The organism is Bacillus sp. MT94, from assembly GCF_058792475.1.
This window is the reverse complement of sequence record NZ_JBXAEZ010000001.1, coordinates 338,556-354,227: the sequence shown is the minus strand read 5'-3', so window position 1 is coordinate 354,227 and position 15,672 is coordinate 338,556. Positions and strand designations below refer to the sequence as shown.

General features: G+C 34.9%; 21 protein-coding genes and 1 pseudogene. 7 read left to right on the top strand and 15 right to left on the bottom strand.

Annotated features, from left to right (window positions below):
• Positions 1-47 precede the first annotated feature (47 nt).
• From AC1Q51_RS01770 to AC1Q51_RS01760, 3 genes are all read left to right on the top strand, one after another.
• The gene (locus AC1Q51_RS01770; RefSeq protein ID WP_043938462.1) at positions 48-257 is read left to right on the top strand and encodes a DUF3925 domain-containing protein; all 210 of its coding nucleotides are present in this window, start codon (positions 48-50) and stop codon (positions 255-257) included.
• 95 nt (positions 258-352) lie between these two features.
• A complete protein-coding gene (locus tag AC1Q51_RS01765; protein WP_043938463.1) occupies positions 353-1,324 on the top strand; it encodes an MBL fold metallo-hydrolase in 972 nt (323 codons plus the stop codon).
• A gap of 85 nt (positions 1,325-1,409) precedes the next feature.
• Positions 1,410-1,844 carry a hypothetical protein gene (locus AC1Q51_RS01760; protein WP_001174535.1) on the top strand — a complete coding sequence of 145 codons (435 nt, stop codon included), beginning with the start codon at positions 1,410-1,412 and terminating at the stop codon, positions 1,842-1,844.
• Positions 1,845-1,901: 57 nt separating this feature from the next.
• Here AC1Q51_RS01760 and AC1Q51_RS01755 read toward each other — a convergent pair whose 3' ends face one another.
• The gene (locus AC1Q51_RS01755; RefSeq protein WP_000050703.1) at positions 1,902-2,582 is read right to left on the bottom strand and encodes a DUF3600 domain-containing protein; all 681 of its coding nucleotides are present in this window, start codon (positions 2,580-2,582) and stop codon (positions 1,902-1,904) included.
• Positions 2,579-3,157: a sigma-70 family RNA polymerase sigma factor gene (locus AC1Q51_RS01750; protein ID WP_000642664.1), complete on the bottom strand. Its 579-nt coding sequence runs from the start codon at positions 3,155-3,157 to the stop codon at positions 2,579-2,581. Before AC1Q51_RS01750 ends, AC1Q51_RS01755 begins: the two co-directional genes overlap by 4 nt.
• A gap of 208 nt (positions 3,158-3,365) precedes the next feature.
• Between AC1Q51_RS01750 and AC1Q51_RS01745 the strand changes: the two genes are divergently transcribed.
• Positions 3,366-4,352 carry a quinone oxidoreductase family protein gene (locus tag AC1Q51_RS01745; RefSeq protein ID WP_048567938.1) on the top strand — a complete coding sequence of 329 codons (987 nt, stop codon included), beginning with the start codon at positions 3,366-3,368 and terminating at the stop codon, positions 4,350-4,352.
• Between the two features lie 29 nt (positions 4,353-4,381).
• Positions 4,382-5,020 (top strand): zinc dependent phospholipase C family protein, encoded by a 639-nt coding sequence (locus AC1Q51_RS01740; RefSeq protein ID WP_090976290.1) that lies wholly within the window; start codon positions 4,382-4,384, stop codon positions 5,018-5,020.
• 44 nt (positions 5,021-5,064) lie between these two features.
• On the opposite strand, the gene AC1Q51_RS01735 is transcribed toward AC1Q51_RS01740, so the two are convergent.
• The 6 genes from AC1Q51_RS01735 to AC1Q51_RS01710 all read right to left on the bottom strand — a co-directional run bounded on the left by AC1Q51_RS01735 (position 5,065) and on the right by AC1Q51_RS01710 (position 10,778).
• Entirely contained in the window at positions 5,065-5,448 is a 384-nt protein-coding gene (locus AC1Q51_RS01735) for a VOC family protein (RefSeq protein WP_492331328.1), read from the bottom strand.
• A 56-nt stretch (positions 5,449-5,504) separates the two neighbouring features.
• Positions 5,505-6,314 (bottom strand): sugar phosphate isomerase/epimerase family protein, encoded by an 810-nt coding sequence (locus AC1Q51_RS01730; RefSeq protein WP_110496516.1) that lies wholly within the window; start codon positions 6,312-6,314, stop codon positions 5,505-5,507.
• Between the two features lie 193 nt (positions 6,315-6,507).
• Positions 6,508-7,677 (bottom strand): DEAD/DEAH box helicase, encoded by a 1,170-nt coding sequence (locus tag AC1Q51_RS01725; RefSeq protein ID WP_016512956.1) that lies wholly within the window; start codon positions 7,675-7,677, stop codon positions 6,508-6,510.
• 19 nt (positions 7,678-7,696) lie between these two features.
• Positions 7,697-8,224: a hypothetical protein gene (locus AC1Q51_RS01720; protein ID WP_000460216.1), complete on the bottom strand. Its 528-nt coding sequence runs from the start codon at positions 8,222-8,224 to the stop codon at positions 7,697-7,699.
• 90 nt (positions 8,225-8,314) lie between these two features.
• Complete coding sequence (locus AC1Q51_RS01715) at positions 8,315-10,003, bottom strand: formate--tetrahydrofolate ligase (protein WP_014482011.1); 1,689 nt, start codon at positions 10,001-10,003, stop codon at positions 8,315-8,317.
• Positions 10,004-10,097: 94 nt separating this feature from the next.
• A complete protein-coding gene (locus AC1Q51_RS01710; protein ID WP_090976286.1) occupies positions 10,098-10,778 on the bottom strand; it encodes a class I SAM-dependent methyltransferase in 681 nt (226 codons plus the stop codon).
• 335 nt (positions 10,779-11,113) lie between these two features.
• Between AC1Q51_RS01710 and AC1Q51_RS01705 the strand changes: the two genes are divergently transcribed.
• Positions 11,114-11,452 (top strand): hypothetical protein, encoded by a 339-nt coding sequence (locus AC1Q51_RS01705; RefSeq protein ID WP_001253201.1) that lies wholly within the window; start codon positions 11,114-11,116, stop codon positions 11,450-11,452.
• Between the two features lie 29 nt (positions 11,453-11,481).
• On the opposite strand, the gene AC1Q51_RS01700 is transcribed toward AC1Q51_RS01705, so the two are convergent.
• The 4 genes from AC1Q51_RS01700 to ytfJ form a co-directional block, all read right to left on the bottom strand.
• Positions 11,482-11,694, bottom strand: coding sequence for a hypothetical protein (locus tag AC1Q51_RS01700; RefSeq protein ID WP_000798747.1), 213 nt, complete (start codon positions 11,692-11,694; stop codon positions 11,482-11,484).
• A gap of 69 nt (positions 11,695-11,763) precedes the next feature.
• Positions 11,764-12,084, bottom strand: coding sequence for a hypothetical protein (locus AC1Q51_RS01695; RefSeq protein ID WP_000761184.1), 321 nt, complete (start codon positions 12,082-12,084; stop codon positions 11,764-11,766).
• Positions 12,085-12,135: 51 nt separating this feature from the next.
• Positions 12,136-12,912 carry an oxalate:formate antiporter gene (locus AC1Q51_RS01690; protein WP_000014087.1) on the bottom strand — a complete coding sequence of 259 codons (777 nt, stop codon included), beginning with the start codon at positions 12,910-12,912 and terminating at the stop codon, positions 12,136-12,138.
• Between the two features lie 160 nt (positions 12,913-13,072).
• Positions 13,073-13,498 carry a GerW family sporulation protein gene (ytfJ, locus tag AC1Q51_RS01685; RefSeq protein WP_000349991.1) on the bottom strand — a complete coding sequence of 142 codons (426 nt, stop codon included), beginning with the start codon at positions 13,496-13,498 and terminating at the stop codon, positions 13,073-13,075.
• Positions 13,499-13,630: 132 nt separating this feature from the next.
• Here ytfJ and AC1Q51_RS01680 point away from each other — a divergent pair, with 132 nt between their 5' ends.
• Positions 13,631-14,416 carry a GNAT family N-acetyltransferase gene (locus AC1Q51_RS01680; RefSeq protein ID WP_000984744.1) on the top strand — a complete coding sequence of 262 codons (786 nt, stop codon included), beginning with the start codon at positions 13,631-13,633 and terminating at the stop codon, positions 14,414-14,416.
• A gap of 212 nt (positions 14,417-14,628) precedes the next feature.
• Here AC1Q51_RS01680 and AC1Q51_RS01675 read toward each other — a convergent pair.
• The 3 genes and pseudogenes from AC1Q51_RS01675 to AC1Q51_RS01665 form a co-directional block, all read right to left on the bottom strand.
• Positions 14,629-14,819, bottom strand: a pseudogene (locus AC1Q51_RS01675) (hypothetical protein).
• A 139-nt stretch (positions 14,820-14,958) separates the two neighbouring features.
• On the bottom strand, positions 14,959-15,135 hold the full coding sequence (locus AC1Q51_RS01670) for a hypothetical protein (RefSeq protein WP_090976284.1): 177 nt from the start codon (positions 15,133-15,135) through the stop codon (positions 14,959-14,961).
• 30 nt (positions 15,136-15,165) lie between these two features.
• Positions 15,166-15,414 carry a DUF4176 domain-containing protein gene (locus AC1Q51_RS01665; protein ID WP_000771614.1) on the bottom strand — a complete coding sequence of 83 codons (249 nt, stop codon included), beginning with the start codon at positions 15,412-15,414 and terminating at the stop codon, positions 15,166-15,168.
• Positions 15,415-15,672 lie beyond the last annotated feature (258 nt).

Here is a 15,672-nt window from a genome sequence, read left to right as displayed (position 1 = left end):
ATGTGACAGTTTATATTCCATTATAAAAGAAAAGGATGGTGTTCATTATGAAAACTGCACAACATGAAACGATTTCAAATCGCGAGTTTTATTTCGTACTATATATGATGTTATTGTTTGTTACTGGCTGGGTAATCGATGTAAATGGTTTATTCTTAAGCTCCTACTTTAATTTAGCAGGAGAGATTATGCTTCCATTAGTAGGCGGGATTGTTGGACTGTTCATTATGTCTATTAATAAACAACAAACGAAATAATAATATTACAAAAAGGCAGAAGACGAGCTTCGTTTTCTGCCTTTTTTCTATTTTAGCGTATAATAAAAACATGCAGTATATAAGGAGTGGTAACTATGAAAAAAGTAGAGCAATTATCTTCTCACCTATATCTTATTGATGATTTCGATTTACAGCATAATGAACGAACAGGTACGTACGTTTTATTAGGTGACGATATTACTTTAATTGAAACTTGTGCAGCCCCTTCTCTTCCGTATATTTTAGACGGCTTACAACAATTACATATTGATTTAAACGATGTTAAAAACATTATCGTTACACATGTGCATTTAGATCACGCTGGAGCAGCTGGTTTAATGATGGAAAAGTGCCCAAATGCTACGTTATATGTGCATTCTCGTGGTGCTCGTCATATGATTGATCCAACAAAACTTATTTTAGGTGCAAAAGCTGTCTACAAAGAAGATTTCGATAAACTCTTTGATCCAATTCTTCCAATTGAAGAAGAACGTGTTCATATTGTACAACATGGTGATACGTTAAAAATTGCAAAAGATCGCACCCTTACATTTTATGATACACCAGGACATGCGAAGCACCATATTAGCATTCACGATTCATTAACAAACGGGATTTTTACTGGCGATACAATTGGAATTTATTATAGAGAACTCGCAGACGTTGATGTAGAGTTATATCTACCATCAACGTCCCCTTCACAATTCCAACCAGATGCGATGATTACTTCTAAAAATCACATTCAAAGTATGAATGTAGATACTATTTATTTCGGTCATTACGGCGCATCCTCTCATGTTACAGAAGTATATAATCAACTGGAATATTGGCTACCTATTTTCGTTCATACTGGTAAGGAAGTCTTTGAAAAGTATAATGATTTCGATGAAGCAACTAAAGCTTTACAAACTTTGTTAATGGATAAGATCTCTTCTCATCTTACAAAGTTAAACGTTCCATCAGATCATTCCGTTTATAATATTTTACATTTAGATATAGAAATTAGCGCAATGGGCATTATTGATTATTTCACGAAGCAAGAAAAATCAAACTCCACTATTAACTAACAGTAAAAGAAGAGATATACAACAGTAGTTATTGTATATCTCTTCTTTTTTTGAATATATTTTGAGTAAAGGATGGTGGAATATAATGCAAAAAGTGATGCTATACCTCTGCTTCACATTATTTATCGTCTTATTATTATTTGTAGGAGTAAAAATTCAATTTTATTTAGATACAGATGCACAAGTGAACTTTAACGTTTATCCAAGATTATTCTACTTTACACTCTTCCCTCTTATAGTTGGCATTTTATTACGCTTCCTTCAATCTATTAATCGCGAAACGAGTAAACAAAACTGGAGCTTTCAACCGGATAAATTTATTGCTATTACAGTGCCTACACTATTCATTTCCTTTTCCCCAGCACTACTCTTTTCACCACTTGCCGAATACCTACCTTATTTAGTTAATATTATTCTAATAAATACAACTTTTGTTACGATTATTAGTTTAATAGCTGGTTATTCACTATTAGATTGTTTTATACAAAAGGACAATGCAACGATGAAAAAATATAATTGAATGCTCTATTTTCTTTTAATAAAGAAAGCTCAAAGCTAAAGCTTTGAGCTTTTTTACTTATCTCACCTTTTCATCTACATACTCCATAAACTGCTCCGCTTTAATAAATCTTTCTTTGTACGCCTCAGGCACTTCTTCTACTGTTATCCCGCCACTCGATTTCGTTTTTACTAACACAGTTTGATGTGACATTAACGCCTCCATATATTGTTCATACTCTTCAGGAGTTAGTACTTCTTTACTAGATTTATGGCCATTTAATTTATCAAAATACGGATGAAGCTCCATTACTACCTTTTTCAATTCCTCTTTTTTAGCTGGTGATAATTGATCATAATCTATATTACCATTCGAATCCCCGTACGCAAGCTTTGCATTAGTTAATTTTTTCAGTTCTTTTGTAAACTCTTCATATTCCTTCGAACTCATTTCATCTTTCGCTTCTGATAATTTTGCATTAAAACGCATATACGTTTCTAATGTCATCGCTCCGGCGTGTTTTTTTAAATTCTCAAAAGATCCGTATATACCATCCGCCATAATAGATTGATATGCAAAACCGGTCGTAGGGATTAAAAATGCTGCTGCAAGCACTCCGGCGATAAGACGTTTCTTCACCTTACTTCCCCCGCGATTCATTTTGATTTGAACAATTACTTTTTCTTTTAACTCCGGTGGGGCAACAATCCCCTTCGCTTCTTCTCGTATAGATTCTCTAACTCTACAATCTAAACTCATTTCACATTCCCTACCTCTCCTAAAAAGATTTCTTCTACTTGCTCTTTTTGACGTAGTTTCTTTAATGCCGCATGAATTCTAGACTTCACTGTACCAATTGGAATATGTAATATTTGTGCTACTTCTTCTTGTGAATATTCGTATAAGTATCTTAAGATAATAACTTGTTTCAATTTATACGGTAATTTATGAATGAGTTCGATTAGTTTTTGGTTTGATATTTTACTTACAACATCATTAGAAAAATCAATTTGCACTGGCTTTCTTTGCTCTTCTGCTTTTTTCATAATTCGTAGTCGCATCCACCTCTTTCTTCTATAAGAATGAATTTGTTTAATCGCAAGCCCAATTAGCCAAGGGCGAAATGGCTTCTCGCTATCATATTTACGAAGCGATTCATATAGCTGTATGTATACTTCTTGAACGACATCATCTACATCCGTTTTATCTTCAATTAAAAAATGTGCTGTTTTATATACTTCTTGAATCGTTACATCATACAATTCGCTATACGCTTCTTTATTTCCTGATAAAGTTAATCGAATTAAATGTGCGTAATCTATTTCAGCCTTCATATTCCAGCCCTCCTTTGTCTTACACTATATATTGGCAAGTAATTCATATTTCGTTCGATTTTTCCGAAAAAATTTTTTATATAAATTAATATTATGATCCAATGAGTTCATAAGCTTCACTTATAACCACACATAACTATTATATAATTTTCCAATTTCTGATAAAGATTTAAAATGATTTATATAGTCAAATTTAGGAGGATATATGATGAAAGCTATCGTTGTAACGTCGTTCGGTGGTCCTGAAGTGATGAAATATACAGATGTGGATATGCCGACTATTTCAGAAGATCAAGTTTTAATTCGCGTTTTTGCTACTAGTGTAAATTTCGCTGATATTAAATCACGTTATGGCAAAAAAGGAAATAAAGCACTACCTTTTATTCCAGGAATAGATGCAACTGGTATTGTAGAACGCGTCGGTTCTCATGTGAAAAATATTCAACCTGGACAGCGTGTCATTGCTTTTCCTCAAAATGGATCTTACGCAGAGTACGTTGTTTCAAATGAAAATCTCACTTTCGTTTTACCCCATGAAGTCGACTTTCAAACTGCAGCTGCTTGTCCGATCGTATCTTTCACAAGCTATAATTTACTCGTGAATGTTGCAAGGCTTCAACAAAATGAATCCGTGCTGATTCATGCAGCTGCTGGCGGAATTGGTACTACCGCGATTCAACTTGCAAAACGATTAGGGGCTGGAACAGTTATCGGTACTGTAGGAAGTGAAACGAAAAAAGAAATCGCTTTAGATGCTGGAGCTGATTATGTTATTTGTCATCAAGATGAAGATTTTGCAGAGAAAGTCAATGAGCTGACAAACGGAGAAGGAGTGAATATAATTTTGGACTCTATTTCTGGAACTGTCTCTGAAAGAAGTTTAAACTGCCTAGCTTATTACGGTCGCCTCGTTCATTTCGGTAATGCAAGCGGTAAAATTGGCAATTTCAAAACGAAAGATTTACACGCAAGTTGCCGCTCTATACTAGGCTTTAGCTTTGGCACTACACGGAAAAAACGTCCTGAACTACTCCAAGAAACGGCAAATGAAGTTTTCCGTTATTTGCGTGACGGAAGTTTGCAAATGAAAGCTACAAAATCTTTTCCCCTTCCAGATGCAGGGAAAGCACATGAATGGGTCGAAAGTAGAAAAAGTACAGGGAAAGTAATACTAACTGTTCAGTCTTCTTCCTGAAATGAATACTTGAAACAGAGGTGGCATTCATGGGATCACGAATTATGCATGTTATTATCGCTAACGGTATTGCTGAGAAACTATGTATTCAAGATAAAACTTCTTTCTTACTTGGAGCTGTAGCCCCTGATGCTGTTCATTCAAAAAAAGAAAAAGGAACCTCACATTTTTATGCTGGTACAACGAAGAACTATACGAGAAGAATAGATTATGATTCATTTTTTCATAAATACGAAGCACATATAGATTCCCCCTTTATTTTAGGCTATTACACCCACCTCATTGCCGATGATAATTGGCTAAGTGGCTTTTTTCTACCATGGCTAAAAAATAGAATAGAAAATGACGAAACTATCGCACCCCTGTACTATAACGATTTTAAATTGTTAAATGCAAAGTTGCTTCATCATTACGATAAAGAACAACAGCTCTTCTCTCTTCTCAATCAAGAGGCTCACATTGTGGATATTGAAGAGGTTTCTAAAGAAAACGTTTTAGCTTTTCGAAAGTATCTTTTTGAAGATATGTTGTATCCCGAGCAACATTTGCATGAAGACTTACAGGTGTTTACGTTTAATCAAATTGTCGGTTACATTGAAACCGCTATTGAAAAAGGTGCATTTTTTATTACACAACTCTCTCATGAAAAATCCACTTCAAAGATTTAATCCCCCTCAATATATTTGAGGGGGATTTTCACATAGCAATATTATTATTGGTTCTTCTCCATAACCGCAAAATAATTCCCTTCACTATCAGCAAAGTTAAACACTTTACCAGAAGGCATAGTTACCATTTCTCCAACAGTAACATTTTTATTTTTTAAACCTGCATATAATTGATCCAGATTTTCTGAGAAGAACATTAAGGACGGTGTACCAAGATTTAATTCTGGGCTCATTTTCGAAATAACTTCTTTATTATGTAATATAATGCTCGTTTCAGCAACGTTAGTTGGAGCAATTTCAATCCATCTCATTCCTTGCTTGTTATCTTCCTCCGCAACTACATGAAACCCTACCTTTTCCGTCCAAAAATTTACTGCCTCATCTTGATTATTTACATATAACATAATTTGTCCTACTTTATGAATCATTTGTATTCCTCCTATTGTTTTTTTACATTCTATGTAGCTTTCTACAGCTGGTATCGTTATTCCTTTTGAGTTGGTATGTACTTCTTTGCAAAATTTATCGACTGACTCATCCCATCCAGTTCGTCAAAATAATTGTTTCTTTCAATCATGTTATATCCGTCGAATCCAATTTCATCTAATACTTTGAAGAATATATCGAAATCCACTTCACCATTTCCTACCGCTACTTCTATATACTTACTTGAACTATTACTTTTCACTTCTTTACAATCTTTAATATGAGTTTGTACTATATAATCTTTTAATAGTAATAAACCTTCTAACGGATTTTCATTTACATCACTTATTAAATTTGCTGGGTCAAAGTTAACAGCTAGTCCTTTCGAGTTTGCATTTTCTAAAAATCGTTTTAATACTATTGCTTTTTCAGATCCTGTCTCAATAGCAAAGACTCCCCCAAATTTGAATGCTAATTCCCCTATCTCATAACAAACCCGCACCATTTTATCATAGCTCTCACTTTTTTCATCATCTGGAACTTTCCCAATATGAGCTGTTATTATCTTTGCTCCCAGCTCCAAACCTCTGTCAGTAATATATTTAATCTGATTTATTGCACTGTCAGCTTCTGTTCCTGTAATTCCATTTTCTCCAAAACTAATTGCTAATGATGGAATCTTTATCCCATTAAAAGATAAGCTTTTCTTTAAAGCAGTCCATTCTACCACTGGAATATTAGCTAAGTTGAAGTTTTTATTCATAGCATATAATTGAATATATTCTAAATCCCATTCCCTTGCTTTTTGTATTCCTTCGTTTACTTCAATATGTTTCGTATTCAAAAACATTCCTAATTTCCTATCCATATATGTACCTTCTTTTTATTATTTCGCATCAGTTTAATATTCGACTTTTTTATATTACTTCCTTGTACAAACTAAATGAGAAATGATTCACCCTTATCGATAATTCTTATAAGATAGATACATTTAAATTCCCTTTGTTATTCAATTACAAACAAAAAGACGTAACTATAAATAGTTACGCCTTCCCCATTATTTATCTAGGCTTTTTCTTCCCAGTAAATGCTGGTTTCTTTTTCTTAGGTGCTGGTGGCTTCGATTCTACAAATGTTCCTTTGAACATTTCTTGCTTCGTAAATACGATGCCTAGTTTTTTCGCAAATTGTAGTAATTTGCGCTCTTCTTGTGGAGTTACAAGAGATACGACAGTTCCTTCTTTACCCATACGTCCTGTACGTCCTGAGCGGTGAATATATTGGTCTACTGTGTCCGGTAATTCTAAGTGAATTACATGTGTTAAATCATCAATATCAATACCGCGTGCTGCAATATCAGTAGCAAGTAGAATTTCTAATTTTCCGCCGCGGAATGCACGCATCGTTGCTTCACGCTCTTGCTTACCTGCTTCTGCATGAAGAGCTGCTGCTTTCATTTTACGGAACTGCAATTTCTGAGTAATTTCATCTAAACGGAATGGATCGTTTAAGAAAGCAACTGCTTTTACATCGCCCATATGCATAATTCTTCTTACATAATCATTTTTTTCGCGTCGCTCACAAATGATGTACGTATGCTCAACTAAGCTTTTTGACTCTGCACGTGTTACACGTACCACTTGTGGTTCAACTGCCAAATCACGTGCCGCGTCTTCTGCCGCTTTGGTAATTGTCGCTGAGAAGAATACTAATTGACGGTCGCGCATCGTTGATTTAATTACATCTTGTACTGCGCCCATCATCTTTTGTTTTACAATTTGATCAAACTCATCAAATACAATTGTTTTCACTTCATGCATTTTTAGCTTTTTCATACGAATTAATTCTAAAATACGTCCTGGTGAACCGACAATTACTCTCGGATGTTTCTTTAATTTTTCAACTTGGCGCTTAATATCTGCACCACCAATTAAAGATGCACCTGAAATTTCAGTTCCTGCTGTAAACTTTTGAACCTCTTCATGAATTTGCATTACAAGTTCACGTGTTGGCGCTAAAACAACAACTTGTGGCTGTTTTACTTCAGGATTAATTTTATGTAAAAGGGGTAATAAGTACGCTAATGTTTTTCCTGTTCCAGTTGGAGATTCAGCTATAACGTCTTGTCCTTCTAAAATAGTTGGAATCGCTTGTTTTTGAATTTCAGTTAATTCTTTAAAACCAGCCTTCTCCCAAGCTTCTTGTAAAAATGGTTGCATATCTTTTATCATTTGTTTTTCTCCTTTATCTCTATTTTTGAAGAAAATGCTGTATTGTTCGCACCGTTTCTATCATGTGTGAAATAACAGCTATTAAATCATCAACATGGTCTTCTGTAATCGCTTTTTGAAATAGAACCTCTACCTTATTATGATATGAAATCGCTTGCTTATTATATTCGTATGAAACTTTCTGCATAATCATTCTTTCTTTTCCCCATATAGAACGCATTAAAGTTTCAATTTCTTCGCATCCTACTTCTGGTTGTTCTAACGGGAATGAAAATGCTAGCTTCATTTCACAACCTGGTGTAAACTGAGGCACTTCTAGTATTTCACCAGACAAGTTCTTTGCATCCACAGATAATGAAAATGTTGCTTCTACTAATGGTTCGAACGGTTCTGTTAATTGAAATGAGATATGATATATACGACTTAATGAGGCAAGGTCCATCATATCTTTTCGATCTGTTACAAGAATATCTCCATGTAGATCAAAATCATACACAGCACCTTCTACGATTACTTTTAAATTGTCAAAAGCAGTTGGATCAAACATAATTTCCTCCAAAAAACAGGCGCCTTTCGATGGAAAGGCGCCACTTGATGTATATATAGTTTACAGATAAACGAGATGAATTACAACCTTTTAGAATAAACCTACTGCTTTTCCATCTTCATTTACATCCATTTGAAGTGCTGCTGGTTGTTTTGGAAGACCTGGCATTGTTAACATTGTACCTGTTAACGCAACGATAAAGCCTGCACCGATAGATGGTTTTAACTCACGAATTGTAACGATAAAGTCAGATGGACGACCTAATTTTGTTGCATCGTCAGAAAGAGAGTATTGTGTTTTCGCCATACAAACTGGTAGGTTACTCCAACCTTCTCCTTCATATTGAGCTAATTGCTTACGTGCTTTCGGAGCAAATTCAATATCTTTTGCGCCATACACTTTTTGAGCAATTGTACGAATTTTTTCTTCTAATGGTAATTCTAATTCATAAAGTGGTGCGTAGTTGTTTTCACCTTTTTCGATTTCTTTTAGTACTTTTTCAGCAAGGTCAACTCCGCCTTGGCCACCCTTCTCCCAAACTTCTGTTAAGGATACTGCATAGCCACGCTCATTACACCACTCTTGTAAGTATGTAACTTCTGCATCTGTATCTGTAATGAATTTATTAATTGCAATTACGAAAGGCACACCGAAGCTTTGAATTGTTTCAACATGCTTCTGTAAGTTTTCCATACCTTTTGCTAATGCATCTACATTTTCTTCTTTTAATTGATCTTTTGCAACGCCGCCATGCATTTTAAGCGCACGAATCGTCGCAACAATAACAACTGCTTCTGGTTTAATGCCAGCTGCACGAGCTTTAATATCTAAAAACTTCTCAGCGCCTAAATCAGCACCGAATCCAGCTTCTGTAATAACATAATCACCTAATTTTGCTGCCATTGTTGTAGCGATAACACTGTTACAACCGTGAGCGATATTCGCAAATGGTCCGCCATGAATGATAGCTGGTGTATTTTCTAACGTTTGTACTAAGTTCGGCTTTAATGCGTCTTTTAATAATAGTGTTAACGCACCTTCTACACCTAAATCTTTAACCGTTACAGGTTGATTTGCAAAGTTATAGGCAACTACGATGCGAGATAAACGTGCTTTTAAGTCTTGAATATCTGTTGCAAGGCAGAACACGGCCATAATTTCAGATGCTACTGTAATGTCAAAACCGTCTTCACGTGGTACACCTTGTACAGGTCCACCAAGACCAATTACTACGTTACGAAGGGCACGATCATTTAAGTCAACGCAGCGTTTCCAAACGATTTTACGCGTATCAATTCCAAGTGTGTTTCCTTGTTGGATATGATTATCAATAAACGCTGCTAATGCGTTATTGGCAGTTGTGATCGCATGGATATCTCCAGTAAAGTGAAGGTTAATGTCTTCCATTGGTACGACTTGTGAAAAACCGCCACCTGCTGCTCCACCTTTTAATCCCATCGTCGGTCCAAGAGATGGTTCACGAAGTGCAATTACTGTTTTCTTACCAATTTTGTTAAAAGCTTGACCTAAACCAACTGTTACTGTTGATTTACCTTCTCCAGCTGGAGTTGGGTTAATTGCTGTTACTAAAACAACTTTACCGTCTTTCTCATCTTGTAAGCGCTTAAAAATATCAAGAGATAACTTACCTTTATAATGCCCGTATGGCTCTAATTCATCTTCTAAAATATTTAAATCAGCTGCAATTTCTTGAATCTTCTTCATACTCGCTTCTTGTGCGATTTCAATATCGGATTTCACTGTTGTAGTAGTTGTCATATACCCTAGTCCCCCTTTAATTGGTTCTGATGATATTGTATCAGTTTTTTGTATTTTCTGCACTTATTTACCTCCTAAAAATTCTTTCATTTCTTTATACGTTTTTTAACATAAATACCCATAAGAATGTTAACGATTGTTGCAACTCTGTAGGTAGTTGACCTAACATCTTCTCGTTTACTCCGCGCTTATATACGCCGATGCCATCTACAACTTTAAAACCTTGTTCTTTCGCTAACTGTTCAAATTCCCAAGGCATCATCGTATTACAAACAACGTCTTTTCCATACAAGCGAGGATAACTGTTCTCTCGTGGCTTTGCTGTCGGTCCTAAAATTGCAATACATGCATATCCATCTTTCTTTAACACACGCTTTATTTCATTTAACGCTCGTAATGGCTCTTCCGTCCACTCTAAAGAATTAATTGCCATAATTGATTCAAATTGCTCATTTTCAAATGGTAATGCAGAAAGATCTCCTTTTATAAAAGATAAATTTGGTCCTTCTCCGCGCTCCTTACCTTTTTGAATCATCACTTCCGATAAATCTACTCCCACTGCTTTATAGCCTGCGCTACTTAATTTATATGTACCGTACCCATCACCACAACCAACATCGAGCACTTGTGCTTCTTTCTTTACGTATTGTTCAAAAAACGGAATAATTGTGCTCCTACTCCCGCTATCCCACATTTCCTGACTATTTTTATTCCAAAACTCCGCACTACTATCCCATTTCTTCTCTGCTGATTCATGCCAATTAAATGTTGTCATACATTCCCCTACCTTCACGTATTATCATTCATTTCATTCTACATCATTTTCCAAAATTCCTGTTTTATCCCGCTTGCAGTAAGACACCTACCTCAAAATTCAATGGATGCGGACCAGTTAATGGGAGAGAACTGCTCATAAAAATCCAATTGTTGCTGGCTGATAATCAGTTGTGATGGAAAAAATCCCGCACTTTATCTTCAATAGGAAATGGATATGTTAACGATGGAATACGTATTCTCCATTTTTTGCTTTACTTGGGTTTAACTCATACTCATGTTCTTACCTTTATGTAAGATACTATAGGTACACCCAATTGAAAGAGAGGGATGTACATGCGAAGAAAGAGAAATCATCATTTTAAAAGTGGTGAAAAAAACGAAGAGTATGCTGCTGAAATATCACCAGCTGGCATACCAATTAGACATAAGCGTAAAGAAATTGCAAATGAAATAGAAGGTACAAATACCGGCGCAATGGTAGGCTATGTCGCTTTATTTCTTTCGTTATTCTCCATTGCTTTTTATCCAGTTACGCTCGGCTCCCTAGCAATTTTAGTTGGCCTATTAGCTGTCAATTTCGGAGCAAGAACACTTGGATATACAGCAATTGGTTTTGGTAGTTTTTCTGTTTTATTTACTTTACTTTATCCGCTTGCTTTGTCAGCGTTTTAAAAAAACACACCAAGTTATACTTGGTGTGTTCATTCATGATACAACATAATATGACCGCATCCACAACAATGTTTCGCTGTAATTTCTTGAAACACTGGATAATTTTCTTCATCCCTATGCTCAATAAATACTTTTTCAAACCGATACATGTTTGGTGCATATGCCCAATCTTGTTTCGTACGTGCATATAATGTTGAGGAAAAAAACTCCTCACCACCGCAAACGATACATGTGTTCTTCATCGCTATCCCTCCTATGCTTGTCTTACTTCATCTATATGAACATAAGCATAAAAAAAAGACCTTCTATTACTAGAAAGTCTTCTCTGAAACAAAAAGAAATGTACCAAACATTCCTACTCCGCTATATTCTTTTGAAACACCAGCTTCTGTTTTAAATGTTTGCTTTACAGTCATAAAGAATACACCATTTCGTGCATCTGTACTTTCAAATTGTAGTTTTTCTTTTTTACCATCTACATTTTGCGTGCATTCAAAACTACTCTCATTACAATTCAACGCATACTTATCCTCTACATACACTTTAAAATCTGATTCTTTCGGACAAGTTATAAGTAATATTGCCACGAGAATAATACTTACAATACCCACAATTGTATAATATTTCTTCATTTGTACTCCTTTCAAATGACAAGAAAACTTGACTTCATGCGCCAAGTTTTCTTAGTCAACAACCCATTGCCACTCTTGTTCTTTCTTATCAAAAATGAGCCAACCTGTTTCTGTTGCTTCCTCTTTCAATTCATCGATATTATCTAGCACCTCATCCGTACTTTCATACGAACCAACTACATATACCGGAATTTCAAGACCTCTTCTTGACTCAATCTTCCCTGCTAGATCTATGTAAAGACCATCTTCCATTAGTGGAATAAGTCCCATAATCAATTCTTTTGAAATTGCTGGGAAAATTTTTGATTTTTGGAAGAAAGAAAAACGTTTCTTACCGAAAGCACCGAGTTTATACGGAATGACTTTACTTAACATTCCTACAAAATCGGCAATTCTACGATAATACACTTTGTTGTACCATCCGTCATCATGTGAAAAATAAACAAATCTATTTTTCAGTAACGGAAAGAATGTTCTTGCAAGTGGTTCTTTTTTGTGAGCCAAATATAATAATTCTGCAATTTCTTTCGGCTCTAATTCATCTAAATCGCTTGCATCATCAAAATCTACCCAACAAAATTCATCAAATTCATCAATCTCTGCTTGAATTAACTTATGTATATTTTCTTCCTCAACATATTCAAATAAAGTATGATAATGAAAATCCGTCCATTCAAAGTTGTGCTTCAAAAGCAACACTTGATGAAGCGGTGAAGGGATGTTACTCGCAAACTCTTTAAACGTAATTCCTGATGTAATAAAACAATGACCTCGACGATTACCATTAATATATATCATATTCTTTACTTGGTCAGATCCTCCAGACAAAGCACCTAGCCACCTTCGTTTTATATGTTTCAATTCTATAGCATATTTTAACATGAAAAATTTTAGAAACATAGAAAAAACTTCAAAAACTATTTACAATTTCATGTGTTTTATTACATAGTGATTACAAGAAAAAACGCCTGCTCATAAGCAGGCGTTTTTAAAGGATTTCATCTGGGTTTTGAGGATGATGATTTCCCTCTTTCTTTTCTTCTTTTTGGAACATCGATTGAATTTTATCAATTGTTTGTGGAGCTAATTCAATCATTTTTTCTGCTAAATGTGTCGCATTTTGTAGATGAAGAATATTTACTCCATCTTTATTCACCACAAGAAATGCTACTGGTGTAATAGAAACACCACCCGCGCTACCGCCACCAAATGCAGGGTTACCGTTCGCTCTTTGTCCATCATTCGTTTGGAAATCAGAACCTCCTGCTCCAAAACCGAACGCTACTTTAGAAACCGTTAACACCACACCACCGTCAGCCGTTTGAACAGGCTCTCCAACAATCGTATTTACATCAACCATTTCTTTTAAATTTTCCATTGCTGCTTTCATTAACCCTTGAATTGGATGATCCACCGTTCATAACCTCCTTTGTCATATCTTTCCTAGTTTTTCCGAAAGTTTGTGAACTAAACATAAAATTTTATATTGATTTCAAAAAACTTAAGTTGTAATATTTAGAAAAAATAAAAAAGAGGTCGATTCGTTATGATGCGAAAATTAACAAAGAAAGATCATGAACAAGTATTCGCTTACCTAAAAGAAGAAGCAGCCATTAACTTGTTTATTATTGGAGATATTGAAGCTTTCGGTTATGACACAGATTTTCAAGAATTATGGGGAGTATTTAAAGAGAATGGGACATTAAAATCAATTCTACTCCGATTCCACGATTCATTTATACCATATAGTAAAGAAGACTTTGTTACCATTGATTATGAGGCACTTCTTTCCGCATATAAACCGCTTAAACTCTCTGGCAAGTCAACTATTGTAGAAAGGTTTGAAACTTCTCCAAGTCTACAATTAGGCGCCAAAAATGAAATGTATTTTTGCGAATGTCTAAATGACAACAACTTACCTAGCACGCCTATCCAAGAAACAATTAAACTTGCCACACTAGATGATGTAGAGCGAATTATGCAATTAAGAAGTGACATCGCTGAATTTCCGACTACTAATGAATCAGAGAAAATATTAAGGCAGGCTATCGAAACAAATACAGGACGTACATATTATATTGAAAAAGACGGTGCAATCATCGCATCCGCCTCTACTTCCGCTGAAAATTCATTATCTGCTATGGTAGTTGGTGTATGTACACACCCGAATTATCGCGGAAATGGCTACGCTTCACTCATATTACAAAAAATGATTCAAGACTTTACGAAAGAAGGCCGAACACTTTGTTTATTTTATAACAATCCAGCTGCTGGACGAATTTATAAACGACTAGGGTTTAAAGACATTGGGATGTGGACGATGTATCGATAATAATGCATAATACACGCAGGAGAGGCTGCCTATTATAAGTAGCCTCTTCTTAACTAATATCTATTCACATGTACTCCGCTTGCCGTTACTATATGATATACTACGCATTTACTTGTTAACGCTTGTTAATTTTTATAACATAAAAAAACAATTTAAATCTTTTATCTTTTCAACTGAACCAATTAGGAACGCTTTATCGTTATTCTCTTTTCTTATTTAGATATATTTTTCGACTTGCTACTGAAATTTTCCAATAAACAGGAAATCTCAATACATACTCCACCAATAATTAGAGCAACAATAGCTGTTAAAACCTTTTTTCCCATTGGCTGTGGAAAGAAGAAGGGAGAAAAAATAGCACTGCGGTAAAAGTACACATTAAAATACGCCCTTGTTTAAACATGCTTGATTGCTCCTTTTTTCTTTTTCAGATAAAACTATAAGCATAACGTTAAAAGAGGCAACCAGTAGGTCACCTCCCAAGTAAAACGATTAATAATACATGTTACATATTTTCAGCTGTTATTCCATACAATCTATCTCTATTTTGCCCTCTTCTTTTTTCGATTTTTAAATATAATCTCTAACGCTACTACTGTGGTGAATCCTACAGTTAGTTGTAAACCTGTAAACAATAGTTTATCATTTAGAGGAGTATCCGGAACACTCCACAGCAGTATCGGCGGGATAAGTATGCCAATGATTACAAGGGTTCTCATTATTTTCCCCTATCGTATTTTCCAACTAGTCTATAATTCTAATAATTTCTCGCGTAGAACTATTTCACTCTCAGTCATATACCCTCTATGCATTTCCTCTACAATCTTATCGTGATTAAAACATAATACTTTTTCATCCCCTAGATAGCCTATTGGGTAAGGAACACCCACATAATCAAAATCACGTTTATCTGCTGATATGACCATTCTTCCAATAATCATTACAATTTGTTCTATATCTTCTATTTTAACGACTGTTCCAATTGGTAATAGTTTCATTTGTTTATTTCTCCTTTTTTAAGCATCTGTAATAGTTCTAATCCATTTTCATTAAAAATTTGAAAATGGATTCTAAAACAACATTTGAAGTAAATCCTATGAATAATTAAATTGCTGAAAAATTTTTTTCTTGCAACAAAACTTCAAGTGAATTCCGTATTATTATTGGATTACTCCTCCCTTATACCAAACTTTATTTTTGTTTAAATTTTATATATATTCGTCCTACTACTTTATTCGCTCCCAAGGAAATGGCTC

What these genes read in the sequence shown, in the direction of transcription:
- AC1Q51_RS01770 (WP_043938462.1), top strand. Translation starts at nt 48, where the DNA reads ATGAAAACTGCACAACATGAAACGATTTCAAATCGCGAGTTTTATTTC.
- AC1Q51_RS01765 (WP_043938463.1), top strand. Translation starts at nt 353, where the DNA reads ATGAAAAAAGTAGAGCAATTATCTTCTCACCTATATCTTATTGATGAT.
- AC1Q51_RS01760 (WP_001174535.1), top strand. Translation starts at nt 1,410, where the DNA reads ATGCAAAAAGTGATGCTATACCTCTGCTTCACATTATTTATCGTCTTA.
- AC1Q51_RS01755 (WP_000050703.1), bottom strand. Translation starts at nt 2,582, where the DNA reads ATGAGTTTAGATTGTAGAGTTAGAGAATCTATACGAGAAGAAGCGAAG.
- AC1Q51_RS01750 (WP_000642664.1), bottom strand. Translation starts at nt 3,157, where the DNA reads ATGAAGGCTGAAATAGATTACGCACATTTAATTCGATTAACTTTATCA.
- AC1Q51_RS01745 (WP_048567938.1), top strand. Translation starts at nt 3,366, where the DNA reads ATGAAAGCTATCGTTGTAACGTCGTTCGGTGGTCCTGAAGTGATGAAA.
- AC1Q51_RS01740 (WP_090976290.1), top strand. Translation starts at nt 4,382, where the DNA reads ATGGGATCACGAATTATGCATGTTATTATCGCTAACGGTATTGCTGAG.
- AC1Q51_RS01735 (WP_492331328.1), bottom strand. Translation starts at nt 5,448, where the DNA reads ATGATTCATAAAGTAGGACAAATTATGTTATATGTAAATAATCAAGAT.
- AC1Q51_RS01730 (WP_110496516.1), bottom strand. Translation starts at nt 6,314, where the DNA reads ATGGATAGGAAATTAGGAATGTTTTTGAATACGAAACATATTGAAGTA.
- AC1Q51_RS01725 (WP_016512956.1), bottom strand. Translation starts at nt 7,677, where the DNA reads ATGATAAAAGATATGCAACCATTTTTACAAGAAGCTTGGGAGAAGGCT.
- AC1Q51_RS01720 (WP_000460216.1), bottom strand. Translation starts at nt 8,224, where the DNA reads ATGTTTGATCCAACTGCTTTTGACAATTTAAAAGTAATCGTAGAAGGT.
- AC1Q51_RS01715 (WP_014482011.1), bottom strand. Translation starts at nt 10,003, where the DNA reads ATGACAACTACTACAACAGTGAAATCCGATATTGAAATCGCACAAGAA.
- AC1Q51_RS01710 (WP_090976286.1), bottom strand. Translation starts at nt 10,778, where the DNA reads ATGACAACATTTAATTGGCATGAATCAGCAGAGAAGAAATGGGATAGT.
- AC1Q51_RS01705 (WP_001253201.1), top strand. Translation starts at nt 11,114, where the DNA reads ATGCGAAGAAAGAGAAATCATCATTTTAAAAGTGGTGAAAAAAACGAA.
- AC1Q51_RS01700 (WP_000798747.1), bottom strand. Translation starts at nt 11,694, where the DNA reads ATGAAGAACACATGTATCGTTTGCGGTGGTGAGGAGTTTTTTTCCTCA.
- AC1Q51_RS01695 (WP_000761184.1), bottom strand. Translation starts at nt 12,084, where the DNA reads ATGAAGAAATATTATACAATTGTGGGTATTGTAAGTATTATTCTCGTG.
- AC1Q51_RS01680 (WP_000984744.1), top strand. Translation starts at nt 13,631, where the DNA reads ATGATGCGAAAATTAACAAAGAAAGATCATGAACAAGTATTCGCTTAC.
- AC1Q51_RS01670 (WP_090976284.1), bottom strand. Translation starts at nt 15,135, where the DNA reads ATGAGAACCCTTGTAATCATTGGCATACTTATCCCGCCGATACTGCTG.
- AC1Q51_RS01665 (WP_000771614.1), bottom strand. Translation starts at nt 15,414, where the DNA reads ATGAAACTATTACCAATTGGAACAGTCGTTAAAATAGAAGATATAGAA.